The 17,603-nt window shown below is 70.5% G+C and carries 18 protein-coding genes; 4 read left to right on the top strand and 14 right to left on the bottom strand.

From position 1 onward, the window contains the following. Nucleotide 1 precedes the first annotated feature (1 nt). The 6 genes from mutM to KZC56_RS13060 form a co-directional block, all read right to left on the bottom strand. Nucleotides 2-868: a bifunctional DNA-formamidopyrimidine glycosylase/DNA-(apurinic or apyrimidinic site) lyase gene (mutM, locus tag KZC56_RS13085; RefSeq protein WP_247638728.1), complete on the bottom strand. Its 867-nt coding sequence runs from the start codon at nt 866-868 to the stop codon at nt 2-4. Continuing rightward, nucleotides 861-1,553: a ribonuclease III gene (gene rnc / locus KZC56_RS13080; RefSeq protein ID WP_136034544.1), complete on the bottom strand. Its 693-nt coding sequence runs from the start codon at nt 1,551-1,553 to the stop codon at nt 861-863. Before rnc ends, mutM begins: the two co-directional genes overlap by 8 nt. 10 nt (nt 1,554-1,563) lie before the next feature. Continuing rightward, on the bottom strand, nt 1,564-1,773 hold the full coding sequence (gene rpmF, locus KZC56_RS13075) for a 50S ribosomal protein L32 (protein WP_050721097.1): 210 nt from the start codon (nt 1,771-1,773) through the stop codon (nt 1,564-1,566). A gap of 2 nt (nt 1,774-1,775) precedes the next feature. Continuing rightward, on the bottom strand, nt 1,776-2,270 hold the full coding sequence (locus KZC56_RS13070; RefSeq protein ID WP_136034620.1) for a YceD family protein: 495 nt from the start codon (nt 2,268-2,270) through the stop codon (nt 1,776-1,778). Nucleotides 2,271-2,384: 114 nt separating this feature from the next. Then, nucleotides 2,385-2,882, bottom strand: coding sequence for a pantetheine-phosphate adenylyltransferase (gene coaD / locus KZC56_RS13065; protein WP_136034542.1), 498 nt, complete (start codon nt 2,880-2,882; stop codon nt 2,385-2,387). Nucleotides 2,883-2,912: 30 nt separating this feature from the next. Beyond that, entirely contained in the window at nt 2,913-5,087 is a 2,175-nt protein-coding gene (locus tag KZC56_RS13060) for an ATP-dependent DNA helicase RecG (RefSeq protein ID WP_247638727.1), read from the bottom strand. A 61-nt stretch (nt 5,088-5,148) separates the two neighbouring features. On the opposite strand from KZC56_RS13060, the gene rsmD reads away from it, so the two are divergent. Beyond that, nucleotides 5,149-5,763, top strand: a complete 615-nt coding sequence (gene rsmD / locus KZC56_RS13055; protein WP_247638726.1) for a 16S rRNA (guanine(966)-N(2))-methyltransferase RsmD — start codon at nt 5,149-5,151, stop codon at nt 5,761-5,763. Here the strand turns inward: rsmD and thiL are convergent. Beyond that, a complete protein-coding gene (gene thiL, locus KZC56_RS13050) occupies nt 5,733-6,728 on the bottom strand; it encodes a thiamine-phosphate kinase (protein ID WP_136034536.1) in 996 nt (331 codons plus the stop codon). The genes rsmD and thiL overlap by 31 nt on opposite strands. Before the next feature lie 23 nt (nt 6,729-6,751). Here thiL and KZC56_RS13045 point away from each other — a divergent pair, with 23 nt between their 5' ends. After that, a complete protein-coding gene (locus KZC56_RS13045) occupies nt 6,752-7,234 on the top strand; it encodes a DUF3515 domain-containing protein (protein ID WP_206251329.1) in 483 nt (160 codons plus the stop codon). A 19-nt stretch (nt 7,235-7,253) separates the two neighbouring features. On the opposite strand, the gene KZC56_RS13040 is transcribed toward KZC56_RS13045, so the two are convergent. Genes KZC56_RS13040 through leuC form a run of 6 tightly spaced genes read right to left on the bottom strand, consistent with a single transcriptional unit; the run spans nt 7,254 to nt 13,598 of the window. Further along, the gene (locus KZC56_RS13040) at nt 7,254-8,336 is read right to left on the bottom strand and encodes a D-alanine--D-alanine ligase family protein (RefSeq protein ID WP_247638725.1); all 1,083 of its coding nucleotides are present in this window, start codon (nt 8,334-8,336) and stop codon (nt 7,254-7,256) included. Next, nucleotides 8,242-9,375 carry an NAD(P)H-dependent glycerol-3-phosphate dehydrogenase gene (locus KZC56_RS13035; protein ID WP_136034529.1) on the bottom strand — a complete coding sequence of 378 codons (1,134 nt, stop codon included), beginning with the start codon at nt 9,373-9,375 and terminating at the stop codon, nt 8,242-8,244. The genes KZC56_RS13040 and KZC56_RS13035 overlap by 95 nt, the downstream gene beginning before the upstream one ends. Beyond that, complete coding sequence (locus KZC56_RS13030) at nt 9,365-10,120, bottom strand: lysophospholipid acyltransferase family protein (protein ID WP_136034526.1); 756 nt, start codon at nt 10,118-10,120, stop codon at nt 9,365-9,367. The genes KZC56_RS13035 and KZC56_RS13030 overlap by 11 nt, the downstream gene beginning before the upstream one ends. Nucleotides 10,121-10,125: 5 nt before the next feature. Continuing rightward, nucleotides 10,126-11,493, bottom strand: coding sequence for a UDP-N-acetylglucosamine 1-carboxyvinyltransferase (gene murA, locus KZC56_RS13025; protein WP_136034524.1), 1,368 nt, complete (start codon nt 11,491-11,493; stop codon nt 10,126-10,128). 60 nt (nt 11,494-11,553) lie between these two features. After that, complete coding sequence (leuD, locus tag KZC56_RS13020; protein WP_136037000.1) at nt 11,554-12,150, bottom strand: 3-isopropylmalate dehydratase small subunit; 597 nt, start codon at nt 12,148-12,150, stop codon at nt 11,554-11,556. Between the two features lie 2 nt (nt 12,151-12,152). Then, a complete protein-coding gene (gene leuC, locus KZC56_RS13015) occupies nt 12,153-13,598 on the bottom strand; it encodes a 3-isopropylmalate dehydratase large subunit (protein WP_247638724.1) in 1,446 nt (481 codons plus the stop codon). A gap of 187 nt (nt 13,599-13,785) precedes the next feature. Here leuC and KZC56_RS13010 point away from each other — a divergent pair, with 187 nt between their 5' ends. Next, a complete protein-coding gene (locus tag KZC56_RS13010; RefSeq protein ID WP_136034517.1) occupies nt 13,786-15,081 on the top strand; it encodes an O-acetylhomoserine aminocarboxypropyltransferase/cysteine synthase family protein in 1,296 nt (431 codons plus the stop codon). Beyond that, nucleotides 15,078-16,391, top strand: a complete 1,314-nt coding sequence (locus KZC56_RS13005) for an LLM class flavin-dependent oxidoreductase (RefSeq protein ID WP_247638723.1) — start codon at nt 15,078-15,080, stop codon at nt 16,389-16,391. Before KZC56_RS13010 ends, KZC56_RS13005 begins: the two co-directional genes overlap by 4 nt. Nucleotides 16,392-16,407: 16 nt before the next feature. Here KZC56_RS13005 and KZC56_RS13000 read toward each other — a convergent pair whose 3' ends face one another. Beyond that, nucleotides 16,408-17,415 carry a TerC/Alx family metal homeostasis membrane protein gene (locus KZC56_RS13000; RefSeq protein WP_247638722.1) on the bottom strand — a complete coding sequence of 336 codons (1,008 nt, stop codon included), beginning with the start codon at nt 17,413-17,415 and terminating at the stop codon, nt 16,408-16,410. Nucleotides 17,416-17,603: the final 188 nt, after the last annotated feature.

Raw genomic sequence — 17,603 nt, 5'->3', positions numbered from 1 at the left:
CTCAGCGGCGGCGCTGGCAGGTCGGGCAGAAGTGGGACGACCGGTTCATGAACGACACCCGCCGAATGGCGCCGCCGCACCGCGGACACGGCTCCCCGCCGCGGCCGTAGGCATTGAGGGAGTGGGCGAAGTACCCCGCCTGGCCGTTCACGTTGACGTACTGCGCATCGAAGCTGGTCCCGCCCTCGGCGAGGGCTTTCGCCAACACGGTGCGGACCTCGGTGAGCAGACGGTGCACGGCCGGGGTCGAGAGTCGATCGGCCGGCGTCTCGGGGTGGATACGCGCGGCCCACAGCGACTCGTCGGCATAGATGTTGCCGATACCGCTCACGACGCCCTGGTCGAGCAGCACCCGCTTGACCGCGCTGTGCCGGCGAGCGAGAGCCAGTCGGAAGGCGTCGTCGTCGAAGAACGGGTCCATCGGATCGCGCGCGATGTGCGCCACCTGCGTCGGTACGCGCGAGGGCCCGTCCTCCACCAAGGCATCGACGGCGAGGGAGCCGAACGTGCGCTGATCCGCGAATACGACCGCGAGCTCACCGTGAACGGGATGCTCGATCCCGAGGCGCACGCGTTCATGGCGCTCGGACGGAGCGTCGGGAGCCCGCAGCAGCAGCTGTCCGCTCATCCCGAGGTGCGCGATCAGCGCCGACTCCCCGTCGTCATCGAGGGGAAGCCACAGGAACTTGCCGCGACGCATCGCCGCCGTGACGGCACGTCCCTCGAGGCGCTGCACGAAGTCGGCAGCACCCGCCGTGTGCCTGGTGAGGGCGCGCTCGTCGAAGACGCTCACGGCCGTGATCGTCGCGCCGACCGCGGCCGGGGCGAGGCCCGCGCGGACGACCTCGACCTCGGGAAGCTCAGGCACGCTCGTTGAGCACGCGCCAGGCGCTGAGCGCGGCCGCCATCTCCGCGGTCTTCTTGCTGCTTCCGGTGCCGGTCATCTCGACGTCTCCGACGGCGACCGTGGCCGTGAAGCGACGGTCGTGATCCGGTCCGCTCGCCTCGACCGAGTACTGCGGCGGCGTAGCACCCACCCGGGCGGCAAGCTCCTGCAGGCTGGTCTTCGGGTCCATCGCGGCGCCGTAGCGCTCCGGGTCCGCCAGCAGAGGCTCGGTCAATCGCAGCACCAGCTCGGTCGCCGCCTCCGGCCCCGCGGAGAGGTAGGTGGCGCCGATCACGGCCTCCATGGTGTCGGCCAGGATGGAGTCCTTGTCGCGACCGCCCGTCTGCTCCTCACCGCGACCCAGCAAGAGATGACTTCCGAGGTCGATACCGCGGGCCACCTCGGCCAGGGCCACCGTCGAGACGACGCTTGCCCGCCGCTTGGCCAGTTCGCCCTCGTCGAGGTCGGGGTGCGTGGTGAACAGCATCACCGTCACCGCCTGCCCCAGCACCGAGTCGCCGAGGAACTCCAGGCGCTCGTTGTGCGGGATGCCGCCGTGCTCGTAGGCGTAAGAGCGATGGGTGAGTGCCAACTCCAGAAGCTCCGCGTCGATGTCGACGCGGAGCTTTGCTGGGAGAGGTCTCGTCCCCCCGGGGACCTCCGTCACGGTACGCGACTCAGACGTCGGCGACCTTGCGGCCCTTGTACTCCAGGAAGAGCTCGGTGCCCTGCGAGTCGGTGACGACCTTCGCCTGGTGCGGACGGCTGTAGACGACCTTGCCGTTCTCGACGGTCTTGACGAGCGCCGGAGCCTCCGCCTTCCACTGCGCGCGACGCGAGCGGGTGTTCGAACGGGAGACCTTGCGCTTCGGGGGGTTACCAGCCATGACTAGCTCTCTTCTTTCTCGGCGGCACGGCTCTCTGCCGTGCCGTCTTGGTCTGTGATCTGCTGGAGCGCACTCCATCGAGGATCGATGGGAGCGGCCTGCTCCGTCCCGGTGCTCTCGGTCAGCCTCTCGCCTGTGACCGGGTCGAGCCCGAGGCAATCCGGCTGACACACCGGCTGAAATGGAAGCGACAATACGGCCGCATCCCTGACGAGAGTTTCAAGATCCACGTGGTCGTCTTGAACCTCGAAGTCAGTTTCTTCCTCACCAGGATACGCGAAAAGCTCCTGGAACTCGACTTCGACAGGCTCGGAGATGTCGGTGAGGCAGCGGCCGCAGACGCCGACGTACTCTCCATCCGCGGAACCGGACACGAGAATGCCCTCGTGAACCGACTCCAGACGCACGTCGAGATCCAGCTCGGAGCCTGACTCGAAGGTCACGATGCCCTCCCCCCACTGCTCGGGGAGCGTCACCGTGAAGGTGTGCTCGCGCATCTCCCCCGGACGCCGGACGATGTCACGGACGGGGAGCACGAAGGGGCTGTTGAGTCGGGAACGCACCCCTCAATGCTACCGGGGTCTCCCTGCGACCGGGCCGGACGGGCGGCCTCAGAGGCCGCGCGCACCGGTGTCGAGGAACGACGCGACGGCCGGCGGAACGAACGGCGCGATGTCTCCCCCCAGCGACGCGACCTGGCGCACGAGCGAGCTCGACACCATGGCGTGCGCGGGATCGGGCAGCAGGAAGACGGTCTCGATGTCGGCCAGGTGACGGTTCACGATCGCCATCGGCGACTCGTACGCGACATCGACCTGCGAGCGGATGCCCTTCACCAGCACGCCCGCGTTCACGTCGCGCGCGTAGTCGACGAGGAGACCCATGCTCCAGGAGCCGATCACGATGTTGCCCTGCATGCCGTCCTCGGCGATCGAGCGCTCGAGCAGGGACAGCCGCTGCGCGATCGGCAGCATCGCCTCCTTGCCGGGGTTGTGCACCACCAGCACGTGCAGCTCGTCGTACAGGGCGGCCGCGCGGCGGATCACATCGAGGTGACCCAGGGTCGGCGGATCGAACGAACCCGGGACGACGGCGATCCTGCTGCTCATGCATCCAGCCTAGGGCACGGCCGAACGGCGTCAGTTCTTCGCCAGCGCCGCGCGGTCCTCGTCCGTCACGCGGCGACCGATGGCGTCGCGGAGACCGGGGTGGCGCGCGAGTTCCGGGTCGTCGGACAGGATCCCCTCCGCGAGCTCCCTCGCGCGGGTGATCAGCGCCGCATCCTTCACGACCCTGAGCAGCTTGAGCGACGAGCGCACGCCCGCCTGCGCAGCACCGAGCACGTCGCCCTCCCCCCGCAGCTCCAGATCGACCTCGGCCAGGGCGAACCCGTCCAGGGTCGCAGCGACCGCATCGACCCGCTCCCGCGCGACGGAGCCTTCCTCGGCCTCGGTAACCAGCAGGCACAACCCCGGCACGCCGCCACGACCCACACGTCCGCGCAGCTGATGGAGCTGCGACACCCCGAAGCGGTCGGCATCGAGCACGATCATGGTCGAGGCGTTGGGCACGTCGACCCCGACCTCGATCACGGTCGTCGCCAGCAGCAGATCGATGTCGCCGCGGGCGAAGGACTGCATCACCGCATCCTTCTCCTCCGACGGCATGCGCCCGTGCAGCACCGCGCGCCGGAGGCCGCCGAGCGTCGGATGCGTGGCCAGCGCCTCGTCGAGCTGCACGACGCCCCAGCGCGGCCCCTTCCCGCCCTCCGGCGCCAAAAGCTCCTGCTCGCCCGCCTCCGCCGTCTTCGCCGCCGTGTCGATCGCCGCGCATACCGCGAACACCTGTCGACCCTGCGCGATCTCCTCCGCCGCCCGCTCCCACACGCGGTTGAACCAGCCGGGATGCTCGGCCAGCGGAGCGACGTACGACTCGATGCCGGCGCGACCGGCGGGCATCGTGCGGATGACCGAGGTGTCGAGGTCGCCGAAGACCGTCATCGCGACCGTGCGCGGGATCGGCGTCGCGGTGAGGACGAGCGCGTGCGGACTGGATCCTTTCGCGCGCAGCGCCTCCCGCTGCTCCACACCGAAGCGGTGCTGCTCGTCGACAACGACGAGCCCGAGATCGGCGAACGTGGTCTTCTCCCCCAGCAGCGCGTGCGTCCCGACCACGATGAGCGACTGCCCGGAGGCGACCCGGAGCGCAGCCTTGCGCCGCTCGGCCGCGGGGAGCTGACCCGTGAGCAGCGTCGGCATCAGCAGCGGGGCGAGCTGCGGGCCCAGCATCTTCGTGATGGAGCGCAGGTGCTGGGCCGCGAGGACCTCGGTCGGGGCGATCAGGGCCGCCTGTCCCCCGCTCTCGGCCACCTGCAGCATGGCGCGCAGCGCGACGAGGGTCTTTCCCGAGCCGACCTCGCCCTGCACCAGTCGGTTCATCGGCCACGCACCGACCAGGTCATGCGCGATCTGCGCGCCCACGGTCTCCTGGTCGGGGGTCAGGGTGTGCGGCAGCGCAGCGTCGAACCGTTCGAGGAGCCCACCGGGGTGAGCCGGGCGCGACGTGGCCGCCAGGGCGCGCACCGCCTGGCGCTGCTGCAGCAGCGCCGTCTGCAGGGTCAGCGCCTCGTGCATGCGGAGGGTGCGCACCGCGGGGTCGATGTCGTTGCGCGTGCGGGGGCGGTGGATGCGCTCGAGCGCCTCCCGCGCCGTGAGCAGTTCTTCGCCGCGACGGACCTCTTCGGGCAGCGGCTCAGGCACCTCGGTCAGCCCGTCCAGCACGCGGCCGACCAGGCGGGCGATCTGCCACGTCTGGATCGCCGACGTCGCCGGGTAGATGGGAATGGGCACCGCCGCCCGCGCGTCGGCCCGACGGCGCGCCGCATCCTCATCATCGAACAGCTCGTACTCGGGATGCGCGAACTGCGTGACGCCGTTGAACTCGCCCACTTTGCCGGAGAATACCCCGCGTCGGCCGACCGCGAGATCGTTCGACCGCCACTCGGCCGCACCGATGTTCTTCGCGAAGAAGGTCAAGGACATGCGGCCCACCCCGTCGCCGATCACCACGTCCACCATCGCGCCGGGTCGGTTGCGCATACGACGGAAGCTCGACGACAGCACCTCGGCGACGATCGTGACCGTCTCGCCGATCGGGAGATCGCGGATCGGCGTGAGCTCACCCGGATCCGCATAGCGCCGCGGGTAGTGGCCGAGCAGATCGCCCACGGTCTTCATGCCGAAGGCGCGACCCAGCGTCTTGGCCGACGCCGCGCCGATAGCCTCCTCCAGCGAGGATTCGAGCGTGAGCGACATGCTCCGAGTCTAGAGAACGCGACCGACACGACGTCGTCGCCCCCTGTCGTATCGTGAACGGGTGACCAGGATCATCGCAGGACGCGCGCGCGGCATCCGTCTCGAGGTTCCTGGGGCGGGGACGCGGCCCACGAGCGATCGCGTGCGGGAGTCCCTGTTCGCCGCGCTCGAGTCGCTCGAAGCGATCGACGGCGCGCGGGTCCTCGACCTGTACGCCGGCTCAGGGGCCCTCGGGCTCGAGGCGCTCAGCCGCGGAGCGTCGACCGCCGACCTGGTCGAGCGGGGTCGCCCCGCCGCGGCCGTCGTGCGCCGTAACGCGGGAGCCGTGGCCAGGGCGAGCGGCCGGCCGCCGGCACGGGTGCACGAAGCGAGCGTCCGCTCCTACCTGGCCCGCGCCACGGGGCCCTACGACCTCGTGTTCACGGACCCGCCGTACGACCTCGATGACGCCGCCATGACCGCGGACCTGATCGCCCTCGCGCCGCTCCTGAGCGACGACGCGGTGCTGATCGTCGAACGTGCCCGTCGCTCCACCCCTCCGGACGTCGAGGCGGCGGAACTGCACGTATTCCGCGAGAAGACCTATGGCGACACCGCGCTCTGGTGGTGCGAACGCGCGGGCGAGGCCGCGCCTGCGGAACAGGATCAGCCCGCCACGGAGTCCCAGTCGCGATAGGGGTCCCAGCCGCTGACGTCGACCGGGAGGTCGTCGCAGAGCAGGTTCTCGTCCGCGCGCTCCCTCACGGTGCCGATCGCCCGGAACCCCGGCGGCAGGATCCCGTCCGGGAAGCTCGCCAGCAGCGCATGATCCTCCCCGCCCGCCAGCGCCCGCTCCGGGAAGTCACCGAGCTCGGCGCGCTCCAGCGCGATCGTCACCCCCGAGGCATCCGCCATCCGCCGCGCGTCGAGCGCCAGCCCGTCGGAGACGTCCATCATCGCGGTCGCCCCGGCCGCCGCGGCCACCACGCCCAGCCCGATCGGCGGCGACGGACGCAGCTGCGCAGCCACCGCCGCGCTCTCCCCTGGTCCGAGCAGGGACGGGTCGACCGGAATCGGCGCGTCCCCGTCGCGGAAGCGCCCGAACAAGATCGCGAGCCCATGCGCGGCATGACCGAGTTCGCCGGCGACCGCGACCACGTCACCGGGTCGCGCACCCGCCCGCGTGACGGGAGGGCGCCCTTCCAGGTCACCGAGAGCGGTCACCGCCACCGTCAGCACATCGGACACCGTCAGGTCGCCGCCCACCACCGCACACCCCGGCGCCAGGGCCGCGCACGCATCGCGGAATCCGTCGGCCAGCCGTTCCACGAACGACAACCGCAGATCGCGCGGCACCGCCAGGGCCACCAGCAGCGCGGTCGGACGCGCCCCCATCGCCGCGACGTCCGCGAGGTTCACGGCCGCGGCCTTCCAGCCGAGATCATGCCCGCTGGACCACGCCAGTCGGAAGTCGGGACCGTGCACCAGCGTGTCCGTCGTCGCGACGACCGAGCCCGACGGCGCCGCGATCACGGCCGCATCATCACCCGGCCCGAGGAGCGTGTGCGCTCCCGGGGTCGTGCGGCTCAGGATCGACCGCAGGATGCGTCCCTCCGAGAGCTCTGCCAGGCGCGGGTCGTCGGCATCGGGTCGGGAGTGCATGTCGTCAAAGGTAGCCTGGATGCATGCCCCGTTCTCGTCGTCTCGCCGCCGTCGCCGGGGCGATCGCCCTCGCCGCCGTCGTCACCGGATGCTCGACCACCGTCCACCTGGAACCCGCGGACGACGCCAACGATCCGGGCTGCGCCTCCGTCTCCGTGCTGCTCCCCGACAGCGTCGACGGGTTCGACCGGGTGTGGACCGACGCGCAGGCCACGGGCGCCTGGGGCGACCCCACGATCGTGCTGCGCTGCGGCGTGGAGCCCCCCGCGCCATCGGCGCTCGTCTGCACGACGCTCGGCGGCGTCGACTGGCTGGTGCTCGATCAGGAGGAGGAGCGGCAGCGCCTCGTCACCTACGGGCGCGAGCCCGCGGTGGAGGTCATCATCCGCCGCGGCGAGCAGATCGACTTCCAGTCGATCGTGAACACCCTCTCGTCGAGCATCCAGTCCGGCCTGTCGCCCGCGACCGCGCAGTGCACGGACCGCGTGGAGTTCCCCGCGGGCTGAGCGCCGCGGAGAACCCGGGTCAGCGGCGCAGACCCGCCTCCACCAGCTCCGTGATCAGGTCGCGGTAGCTCAGCCCGGAGGACACCCAGCACTTGGGGAACATCGAGATCGGCGTGAACCCGGGCATCGTGTTCAGCTCGTTCACCACGAGCTCGCCCGACGGCGTGAGGAACATGTCGACCCTGGCGAGGCCCCGGCCGTCCACCGCCTCGAACGCGCGGACCCCGGCCTCCTGCACCGCCGACACCTCCGCGTCGCTCAGCTCGGCCGGGCACACGACGTCGACCCCGTCGCCGCCGAGGTACTTGCCCTCGAAGTCGTAGAAGCCGCGCGACGTGAGGACGATCTCGCCCGGGAGCGAGGCACGGACACCCTCCGCCGCCTCCAGCACCGCGACCTCGATCTCGCGCCCGGTGATCCCCGACTCGATGAGGACCTTGTCGTCTTCCGCGAACGCCACAGCGAGAGCCGCGTCGAGCTCCTCCGGGGCGCTCACCTTCGACACCCCCACGCTCGAGCCCGCCCGTGCGGGCTTCACGAACACCGGGAGGCCCAGACCGGCCGCCTGCTCGCGTACCGACGACGGGTCGCCGTCCCACGCCGCGCGCCGCACCGTGACCCACGGCGCGACCGGGATGCCCGCGGCCTGCAGGGCGATCTTCATGAAGTGCTTGTCCATGCACAGCGCCGAATCGAGCACGCCGCCGCCCGCGTACGGCACCTCGAGCGTGTCGAAGTACCCCTGGATCGTGCCGTCCTCGCCGTGCGGTCCGTGCAGGATGGGCAGCACCACGTCGATCTCGCCGAGACCGTCGACGGCGCCGCCGGGGTGCACCACGCGGAGCGTGCGGTCGCCGCCCGGCTCCGGCCACAGGATGCGCGTGCCATTGTCGACCACCTCGGGCAGGTGCGCCGCATCGAGCGGGAACTTCGCCGGGTCGTCGTCCTCCAGCACGAAGGCGCCCTCGCGCGTGATCCCCACCGGGATCACCGCGTAGCGGTCGCGGTCAATCGCGCCGAGCACTCCCCCCGCCGTTGCGGAACTGATCGAATGCTCGCTGGAGCGCCCTCCGAAGAGCACCACCACCGTCTGCTTGTCCATGGTTGGTCCTCTCCCCCTGCGGGGTGTCGTCGTCCGTCGTGAGATGCGGGGCGATATCCCGGGGATCCATCTTGCCGTCGAGCACCATCTTCACCTGCTCGACGATCGGCATGTCGACGCCGGCCTCGCGGGCGAGCTGCAGCACGGGGGCGACCGAGGCCAGCCCCTCCGCGGTCTGCTGCATCTGCTTCACGACGTCCTGGAACGAATAGCCCTGTCCGAGCAGCCGCCCGGCCGTGTTGTTCCGGCTCAGCGGCGACTGGCACGTCGCGATCAGGTCGCCGAGCCCCGCGAGCCCCTGCAGCGTCTCCGGCTGCGCGCCGTTCGCGACCGCGAAGTCGGTCATCTCGACCAGACCACGCGTGATGATCGAGGCCTTGGTGTTCTCGCCGTAGCCGACGCCGTCGACGATGCCGATCGCGACGGCGATGAGGTTCTTCAGCACCCCGCCGAACTCGGTGCCGATCACGTCGGTGTTCACGAACGTGCGGAAGTAGCCGTTGCGCGCGGCCCGCGCCACGACCTCCGCCGTCTCCTGGCTCAGCGACGAGATGACGGCCGCGGTGGGCTGCTCGCGCGCGATCTCCAGCGCCAGGTTGGGGCCGGACGCCACCGCGATGCGCTCCGGGTCGCAGCGCAGCTCCTGCTCGATCACCTGACTCATGCGCAGACCCGTGCCCCGCTCGACCCCCTTCATGAGGCTGACGATCCGGGCATCGCCGGACGCGATCAGCGGTCGCAGCGCCTTGAGGTTCTCGCGCAGCGATTGGCTCGGCACCGACAGGTACACCTGTTCCGCCCCGTCGAGCGCCGAGGAGAGCTCGTGCGTGGCCGCCATGGTGCGCGGGAGGTTGATGCCCGGCAGGTAGCGCGAGTTGCGCTTGGCCTCGTCGATCTCGTGCGCCAGCTCGGCGCGGCGGGCCCACATCGTGACCTGCGCTCCGCCATCGGCCAGGATCTTCCCGAACGTGGTGCCCCAGCTGCCCGCGCCGATCACGGCGACCCGGGGTCCCGCTGGTGTGTTCCTCTTAGGAGTCAAGTCGACCGGTCTCCTTCTGGCCGTGGCTCGCGGGGTTCCACCGCTCCGCTGGTGCCTTCTCCTCGCGCAACTCCTCGAGCAGCGCCGTGATCGCGTTCATCAGGCGGCTCGTCGCCTCGGTCAGCGCGGCGGGCTCGGTCGCACGCCCGCGCAGATCCTCGACGTCGATCGGGTCGCCCACCAGCACGCGGACCGGCTTGCGCAGCGGCCAAAGGCTCAGGCCCTTCTGATAGCGACCCATGATCTCCTGAGTACCCCACTGCGCCATCGGGATCAGCGGGATCCCGTCGGCGAGGGCGAGGCGGACCGCGCCGGACTTGCCGCGCATCGGCCACAGATCCGGGTCGCGCGTGAGCGTGCCCTCCGGGTACACGATCACGCCGCGGCCGTGCTCGACGAGCTCCGCCGACTGCGCCATGGTCTGCTTGGCCGCGGTCGCCGACGACGTCCGCGCGACCGGCACCATGCCCGTGCGACGCAGCACCCATCCGAGCACGGGGACACGGAACAGGCTCTCCTTCGCCATGAACCGCGGGGCTCGGCCGATGCGCCACACGGCGACCGCGACGATCAGCGGGTCGAACTCGGAGTAGTGGTTCGGGGCGAGCACGAACGCGCCGTCGCGCGGCAGCTTCTCACCACCGGTGACACGGATCTTGGCGAGCAGCGACACGAGCGGGATGACGATCGCCGCGAGCGGCCAGAACAGACTCGGACGCGTCTTCTCCGGCGACCGGGAAGCCATCGGGCTCACCGGAGGACGTCGAAGTCGGCGCCGAGCGCGTCGAGCTTGGCGAGGAACTTCTCGTACCCGCGGGCCAGGATGTCGACGCCCGACACCTTCGACTCGCCGGAGGCCGTGAGCGCCGCGATCACGTGGCTGTATCCGCCGCGCAGGTCGGGCACGACGATGTCGGCGCCGTGCAGCGGCGTCGGGCCGGTGATGACGGCGGCCTGCTCCAGGTCACGGCGCGGCACGCGGCGAGGGCCGTCCTGCAGCCCGCGCGGGTGCACGACGATGTCGGCGCCCATCTTCACGAGGGCCTCCGTGAAGCCCATGCGGTTCTCGTACACGGTCTCGTGCACGACCGAGCGGCCGTGCGCCTGGGTCAGCGCGACCACGAGGGGCTGCTGCCAGTCGGTCATGAAGCCGGGGTGCACGTCGGTCTCGATCACGACCGGCTTGATGTCGCCGTCGCGCCGGAACAGGATGCCGTCCTCCTGGATGTCGAACCAGCCGCCCGCCTTGCGGAACACGTTGAGGAACGTCAGCATCTCCTGCTGCTTGGCGCCGCCGACGAAGATCTCGCCGTCCGTCGCCAGAGCGGCCGACGCCCACGAGGCCGCCTCGTTGCGGTCGAAGATCGACCGGTGGTCGTAGCCGCGGAGCTTCTCGACGCCCTCGATGAGGATCACCCGGTTCGGCTCGTAGGAGATGATCGCGCCCATCTTCTGCAGCACGGCGATCAGGTCCATGATCTCGGGCTCGATCGCGGCGTTGCGCAGCTCCGTGACGCCCTCGGCGCGCACCGCCGTCAGCAGTACCTGCTCGGTCGCCCCGACGCTCGGGTACGGCAGGTGGATGTTGGCGCCGTGCAGGCGGGTGCCGCCGGTCGAGAGGCGGATGCCGCTCGGCAGCTTCTCGACGATCGCGCCGAACTTGCGCAGCGCGTCCAGGTGGAAGTCGATCGGGCGATCGCCGATGCGGCAGCCGCCGAGGTCGGGGATGAACGCCTGGCCCAGCCGGTGCAGCAGGGGCCCGCAGAACAGGATCGGGATGCGGGACGCGCCCGCGTGGGCGTCGATCTCCTCGAAGTGCGCCGACTCCACGTCGCTCGGGTCGAACACGAGCGAGCCCGGCTCATCGCCCTCCGACACCCGGACACCGTGCACCTCGAGAAGGGAGCGGACCACGGCCACATCGCTGATCGCCGGCACGTCGCGCAGGACGCTCGTCGTCTCTCCCAGGAGCGAAGCCACCATCGCCTTGGTGGCGAGGTTCTTCGCGCCCTTGACGTCGACCCGGCCACGCAGCGGTCGGCCTCCTCGGATGGCGAGGACGTCTCCGGTGAGCGCAGGGACGTCGTCGGGAAGAGCGTCGCGCACGGGTGTCGTCATTGGGGCCTCACTTCGTTCATCGGGGGCGGGGTTACCCCTGGCTCCCCCGCCCCCTCCGTCTCACTGAACGGGGAGGGTCCGCGGCCGCCACGACTCGCGACGGGCCTCGAACTGCGCGATCTTGTCTTCGTTGCGCAGCGTGAGCCCGATGTCGTCGAGCCCTTCGAGGAGCCGCCATCTAGTGTAATCGTCGATGCCGATGTCGGCCTGGATGCCGCCGACCGACGCGGTGCGCGCCTCGAGGTCGACGGTCATCTGCGCCCCGGGATTCCGCTCGATCTCGGCCCAGAACCGCTCGAGGTCGTCCTCCGAGATCGTCGCGGCGAGCAGGCCCTGCTTACCGGAGTTGCCGCGGAAGATGTCGGCGAACCGCGGGCTGAGCACGACCTTGAAGCCGAAGTCGCGCAGCGCCCACACGGCGTGCTCCCGGCTCGAGCCGGTACCGAAGTCGGGACCGGCGACGAGGATCGATGCGCCCTGGTACACGGGCTGGTTGAGCACGAACTCCGGGTCCTGCCGCCATCCGTGGAACAGCGCGTCCTCGAAGCCGGTCTTGGTGACGCGCTTGAGGAACACCGCGGGGATGATCTGGTCGGTGTCGACGTTCGACCGCTTCAGCGGAGCCGCGATGCCCGTGTGGGTCGTGAACTTCTCCATGGTCAGGCCTCTTCCGTCAGGTCGCTCGGGCTGGACAGGGTGCCGCGGATCGCCGTGGCGGCCGCCACGAGCGGAGACACCAAGTGCGTCCGGCCGCCCTTGCCCTGTCGTCCCTCGAAGTTGCGGTTCGAGGTGGACGCGCACCGCTCACCGGGGGCGAGCTGGTCGGGGTTCATCCCCAGGCACATCGAGCAGCCGGCGAAACGCCACTCGGCACCGAAGTCGGTGATGACCTTGTCGAGGCCCTCAGCCTCGGCCTCCAGCCGCACGCGCGCGGAGCCCGGCACGACCATCACGCGGACCCCGTCGGCCTTCTTCTTGCCCTGGATGATCGACGCGAAGGCGCGCAGGTCCTCGATCCGGCTGTTGGTGCAGGAACCCATGAACACGGCGTCGACCGGAACCTCCTTGAGCGGAGTGCCGGGCGTCAGAGCCATGTACTCCAGCGCGCGCTCGGCGGCAGCGCGCTCGTTCGGGTCGGCGATCTGCGCGGGGTCCGGCACCGCGGCGGAGAGGGAGCTCCCCTGTCCCGGGTTCGTACCCCACGTGACGAACGGCTCGAGCTCGTTCGCGTCGATGAAGACCTCCGCGTCGAACTCGGCACCCTCGTCGGTCGGCAGCGTGCGCCAGTACGCGACCGCGTCCTCCCAGTCCTGGCCCTTCGGTGCGTGCGGCCGCCCCTCCAGGTACGCGAAGGTCGTCTCGTCGGGCGCCACCATGCCCGCGCGGGCTCCGGCCTCGATCGACATGTTGCAGATCGTCATGCGGCCCTCCATCGAGAGGGCGCGGATCGCGCTGCCGCGGTACTCGAGCACATAGCCCTGCCCGCCGCCCGTGCCGATCTTCGCGATCACCGCGAGGATGATGTCCTTCGCCGTGACACCGGGGCGCAGCGTGCCCTCGACCGTGATGGCCATGGTCTTGAACGGCTTGAGCGGCAGGGTCTGCGTCGCCATGACGTGCTCGACCTCGCTCGTGCCGATGCCGAACGCCATCGCGCCGAACGCGCCGTGGGTCGAGGTGTGCGAGTCGCCGCACACCACCGTGATGCCGGGCATCGTCAGGCCCAGCTGCGGCCCCACCACGTGCACGATGCCCTGCTCGGCATCGCCCAGCGAGTGCAGGCGCACCCCGAATTCGGCCGCGTTGCGGCGCAGCGTCTCGATCTGCGTGCGACTGGTGAGGTCGGCGATCGGCTTGTCGATCTCCCACGTCGGGGTGTTGTGGTCCTCGGTCGCGATCGTCAGGTCGAGGCGGCGCAGTGGGCGGCCCTCGCTGCGCAGACCGTCGAAGGCCTGCGGGCTGGTGACCTCGTGCACGAGGTGCAGGTCGATGTAGATGAGGTCGGGCTGGCCGTCTTCGCCCTTCACGACGAGATGGTCGTCCCAGACCTTCTCGGCGAGGGTCCTGCGGCGTGCGGAAGGGGCTCCGGAATCGGGGCTGGTCATGGCGTGTCTCCTGTGGCTGGCGGTTCGGCCCACGATGGACTCCGCGACGAGGAGGGGCTCAGATCGAGGTCTCGCCGCGGCCGCTAAGAAGGAGCACGGTCCGCATGACGTCAGGTTACCACCGCTCGGACACGCCGCGACGCGCCGTGACACTCTGTTGCTCACCCGCCCGATCGAGAGGCCCCGCATGACCGTCGACACCGCCCGCTTCGCCACCCGTGCCGTCCACGCCGCACGCCGTCGCGAGACCGCTGCGTCGCGCGCGACCCCGATCTACCTCACGGCCGGCTTCGAGTTCGACGACTTCGACCACGCCGCCGACCACTTCGGCACGGGGACGGGATTCGGCTACACCCGCACCGGGAACCCGACGGTGCGCGCGGTCGAGCGCCAGCTCGCCTCGCTCGAGTCGGGGGCGGACGCGGTGCTCGTGGCGAGCGGTCAGGCCGCTGTGACCGCCGCGGTGCTGTCGGTCGTCGGAGCCGGCGACCACATCGTGTCGTCGACCCACATCTACGAGGGCACCCGGGGGCTCTTCCTCGACAACCTGGCCCGCCTCGGCATCGAGACCACGTTCGTCGACGACATCGCCGATCCAGACGCCTGGCGCGAGGCCATCCGTCCCACCACCCGCGCGCTGTTCGCCGAATCGCTCGCGAACGCCCGCAACGACGTGCTCGACGTCGCCGCAGTGAGCGCGATCGGCGACGAGTCCGCGATCCCGCTGATCGTGGACAACACCCTCCCCACTCCCGCCCTGCTGCGCCCGCTCGAGCACGGCGCAGCGATCGTCGTGCATTCCGCCTCCAAGTTCCTCGCCGGGCACGGCTCCGTGCTCGGCGGCGTGATCGTCGACGACGGCCGCTTCGACGCCGACCGCGCCGGACACAACGCCCCGCACCTCGTGCTCCCCGGCCGCGGCGGACTGCCGAGCGTGTACGCCCGCCACGGCGGCAACGCCCGCATCGCGTACGTGCGGGAGTCGGTCGCGCCGCGCTTCGGCGCCTCCCCCTCCCCGCTCAACGCCTTCCTCATCGGGCAGGGCACGGAGACGCTGGGGCTGCGGGTCGAGCGGCAGTCGCGCAACGCGCTCGCCGTCGCGCGCTGGCTCGCCGCGCACGACGCCGTGGAGAGCGTGGACTACGCCGGCCTCCCGACCCACCCGCACCATGCGACCGCACGACGCTACCTGGACGGCGGCTTCGGCTCGATCTTCACCGTCACGCTGCGCGGCGGCCTCCCCGCCGCGCGTCGTTTCGTGGAGGAGGTCGAGGTGTTCACGCACATGACCCACATCGGCGACGTGCGCTCGCTCGTGCTGCACCCGGGCACCACGAGCCACGCGCAGCGTACGGACGAGGAGCGCCGCGTGCTCGGCGTCGCACCGGGGACGCTGCGCCTCTCGATCGGCATCGAAGACGTCGACGACCTCGTGGCCGACCTGGCGCGCGTGCTCGAGTCGGTGCGGGAGACGGTGGCATGACCAGGCCGCAGCACTTCGGATGGTTCCTCGCCCGCGGCTTCGGCCCGCAGGGGTGGGGCTACCCGTCCCTCGACTGGGACTACGACTGGACGCGGCCCGAGGTGTACCAGGAGGCCGCCCGCACGCTCGAGCAGGCGGGATTCGACCTCGTGATCATCGAGGACAGCCCCTCGCTCGGCTCGCCCGAGACCATCGACCTCCGGGTGCGCCACGCGTTCGGCGGACCGAAGCACGACCCGCTGCTGCTCGCGCCGTACCTCTTCCAGGCCACGCGACACCTCGGCGTGGTCCCCACCGTCAACCCCGCCGCATCGCTGCCGTACACGTCCGCGCGGCAGTTCGCCACGCTGCACCACCTGAGCGGCCATCGGCTCGGCCTCAACGTGGTCACTGACACCGGGAGCGCGCGGCACTTCTCCGACGCCCCGCAGCTCGGGCACGACGAGGCGTACGACCGCGCCGAGGAGTGGCTCGACGGCATCCGGTCGCTGTGGCACAGCTGGGACGACGGGGCGCTCGTCGCCGACCGCGCCACCGACGTGTACGCCGACGGCAGTCGCCTGCGACCCGTCGCGCATCGCGGCCGCCACTACGCGTTCGACGGACCGCTGAACGCCCTGCCCTTCACGGACGGGGAGCCCGCGATCGTCTCGCCCGGGGGCTCCGGACGCGGCCTGGGCTTCGCGGGAGCGAACTCCGACGTGCAGCTGGCCCTCGCCCCGCTGCACGAGAAGTCGGTGCGCGACTATCGCGCGAGAGTGCACGAGGCCGCGGTCGCGAAGGGCCGACGCCCCGAGGACATCACGATCCTGTTCGCCATCCAGCCCGTCATCACGTCGTCGAGCGAGGAGGCCGACCGCATCGTCGCCGCCTCCGCGCGCCCCGACGACGCCGCGCTGCACCAGATCGCCCGCAAGCAGTCGAGCGACCTGGAGACCGACCTCACCACGCTCGACCTCGACCGACCGCTCGACCTGTCGATCTTCGGTGCCCACGTGTCGCGCGGCAGCATCCAGCGGCTGATCGGGGACCGCGGCGAGGACGCCCCGCTGCGCGCTCACCTCACCGCTCTCGCGCGGGCGGGACGCCTCTCCGACCGGACGGGATTCGTGGGCACCGCGGACGAGTTCGCCGACCTCGTCGAGGAACTCGGCGACTGGGGCAACGACGGCGTGCTCCTGTGGGGAGACTTCCACCCCGTCACCCTGCACCGCACCCTCGACGAGCTCGTGCCGATCCTGCGCCGACGCGGGCTGCTCCGGCGCGAGTACGCCGACGGCGGGCTGCAGGCGAACCTGCGATCGTTCTGACGGGCCTCCCGGCCGCTCAGTCCCCGACGGGGGCGCTGCGCCGCTCCGCGCGCTTCTCCCGCGAGGACGCCACGAGGCTGGCCACCGTGGCGACCGTCATCGACACGAGGATGACGCCCAGGGACACCATGTTGTCGATGTCGGGCACCCACTCCACGTGCTGTCCGCCGTTGATGAACGGCAGCTCGTTCACGTGCAGCGCGTGCAGGATCAGCTTGATGCCGATGAAGCCGAGGATCACGGCGATGCCGTAGTGGAGGTACCGCAGGCGGTCGAGCAGATCGCCGAGGAGGAAGTACAGCTGCCGCAGCCCCATCAGCGCGAAGATGTTCGCGGCGAACACGAGGAAGCCGTTCGTGGTGATCTCGAAGATCGCCGGGATCGAGTCGATCGCGAAGATGAGGTCGGTCACGCCGATCGTGATGAACACGATCACCATGGGCGTCCACATGCGCTTCCCGTCGACGGTCGTGCGGATCTTCGAGCCGTCGTACGCCTCGCTGATGTCGATGCGGCGACGCAGCAGTCGCACGATGAAGTTCTCGCGCTTGACCTCGTCCTCGTGGTCGCCCTCCGGCATGGCCTGGCGGATCGCGGTGTAGACCAGGAAGGCGCCGAACACGTAGAAGATCGGCGAGAAGTTCTCGATCACCGCGACGCCGACCAGGATGAACAGTCCGCGCAGGATCAGCGCGATGATGATGCCGACCATCAGCACCTGCTGCTGCAGCCGACGCGGCACGGCGAACTGCGCCATGATCAGCACGAACACGAACAGGTTGTCGACCGAGAGACTGTATTCGAGCGCCCAGCCCGTGATGAAGTCGCCCGCGTTCTGCCAGCCGCCGACGTTTCCCAGCAGCACCGCGAACAGCAGCGCGAGCCCGACGTAGAACACCACCCAGAGGGTCGACTCCTTCGTCGAGGGGATGTGCGGCCGCAGCCGGATGAGCAGGAGGTCGCCGATCAGGATGATCGTGAGCACGACCATCGAGGTGATCTCGAACCAGACGGGGATGTCCAACGGCGCACTGCACCTTTCGCGAGGGGTCGGTGATGTCCGAAAGTCTCTCCCCCGCACCGAAGTGCGTCGCGCGCCCGGAGCAGCGGTGTCGGTGCTCGTGATGACGTTACGCGCGGGTCCGGGATACTCCCTCTCGCCGGAGCCATGCTACCGGAGCATCCGACCTGCGGCGTGAGCGATCGCGTCGG

Source organism: Microbacterium sufflavum, assembly GCF_023091155.1.
Classification (GTDB): Bacteria; Actinomycetota; Actinomycetes; order Actinomycetales; family Microbacteriaceae; genus Microbacterium; species Microbacterium sufflavum.
The sequence above is the reverse complement of the archived record's forward strand: the minus strand, read 5'-3'. Positions and strand labels throughout refer to the sequence as shown.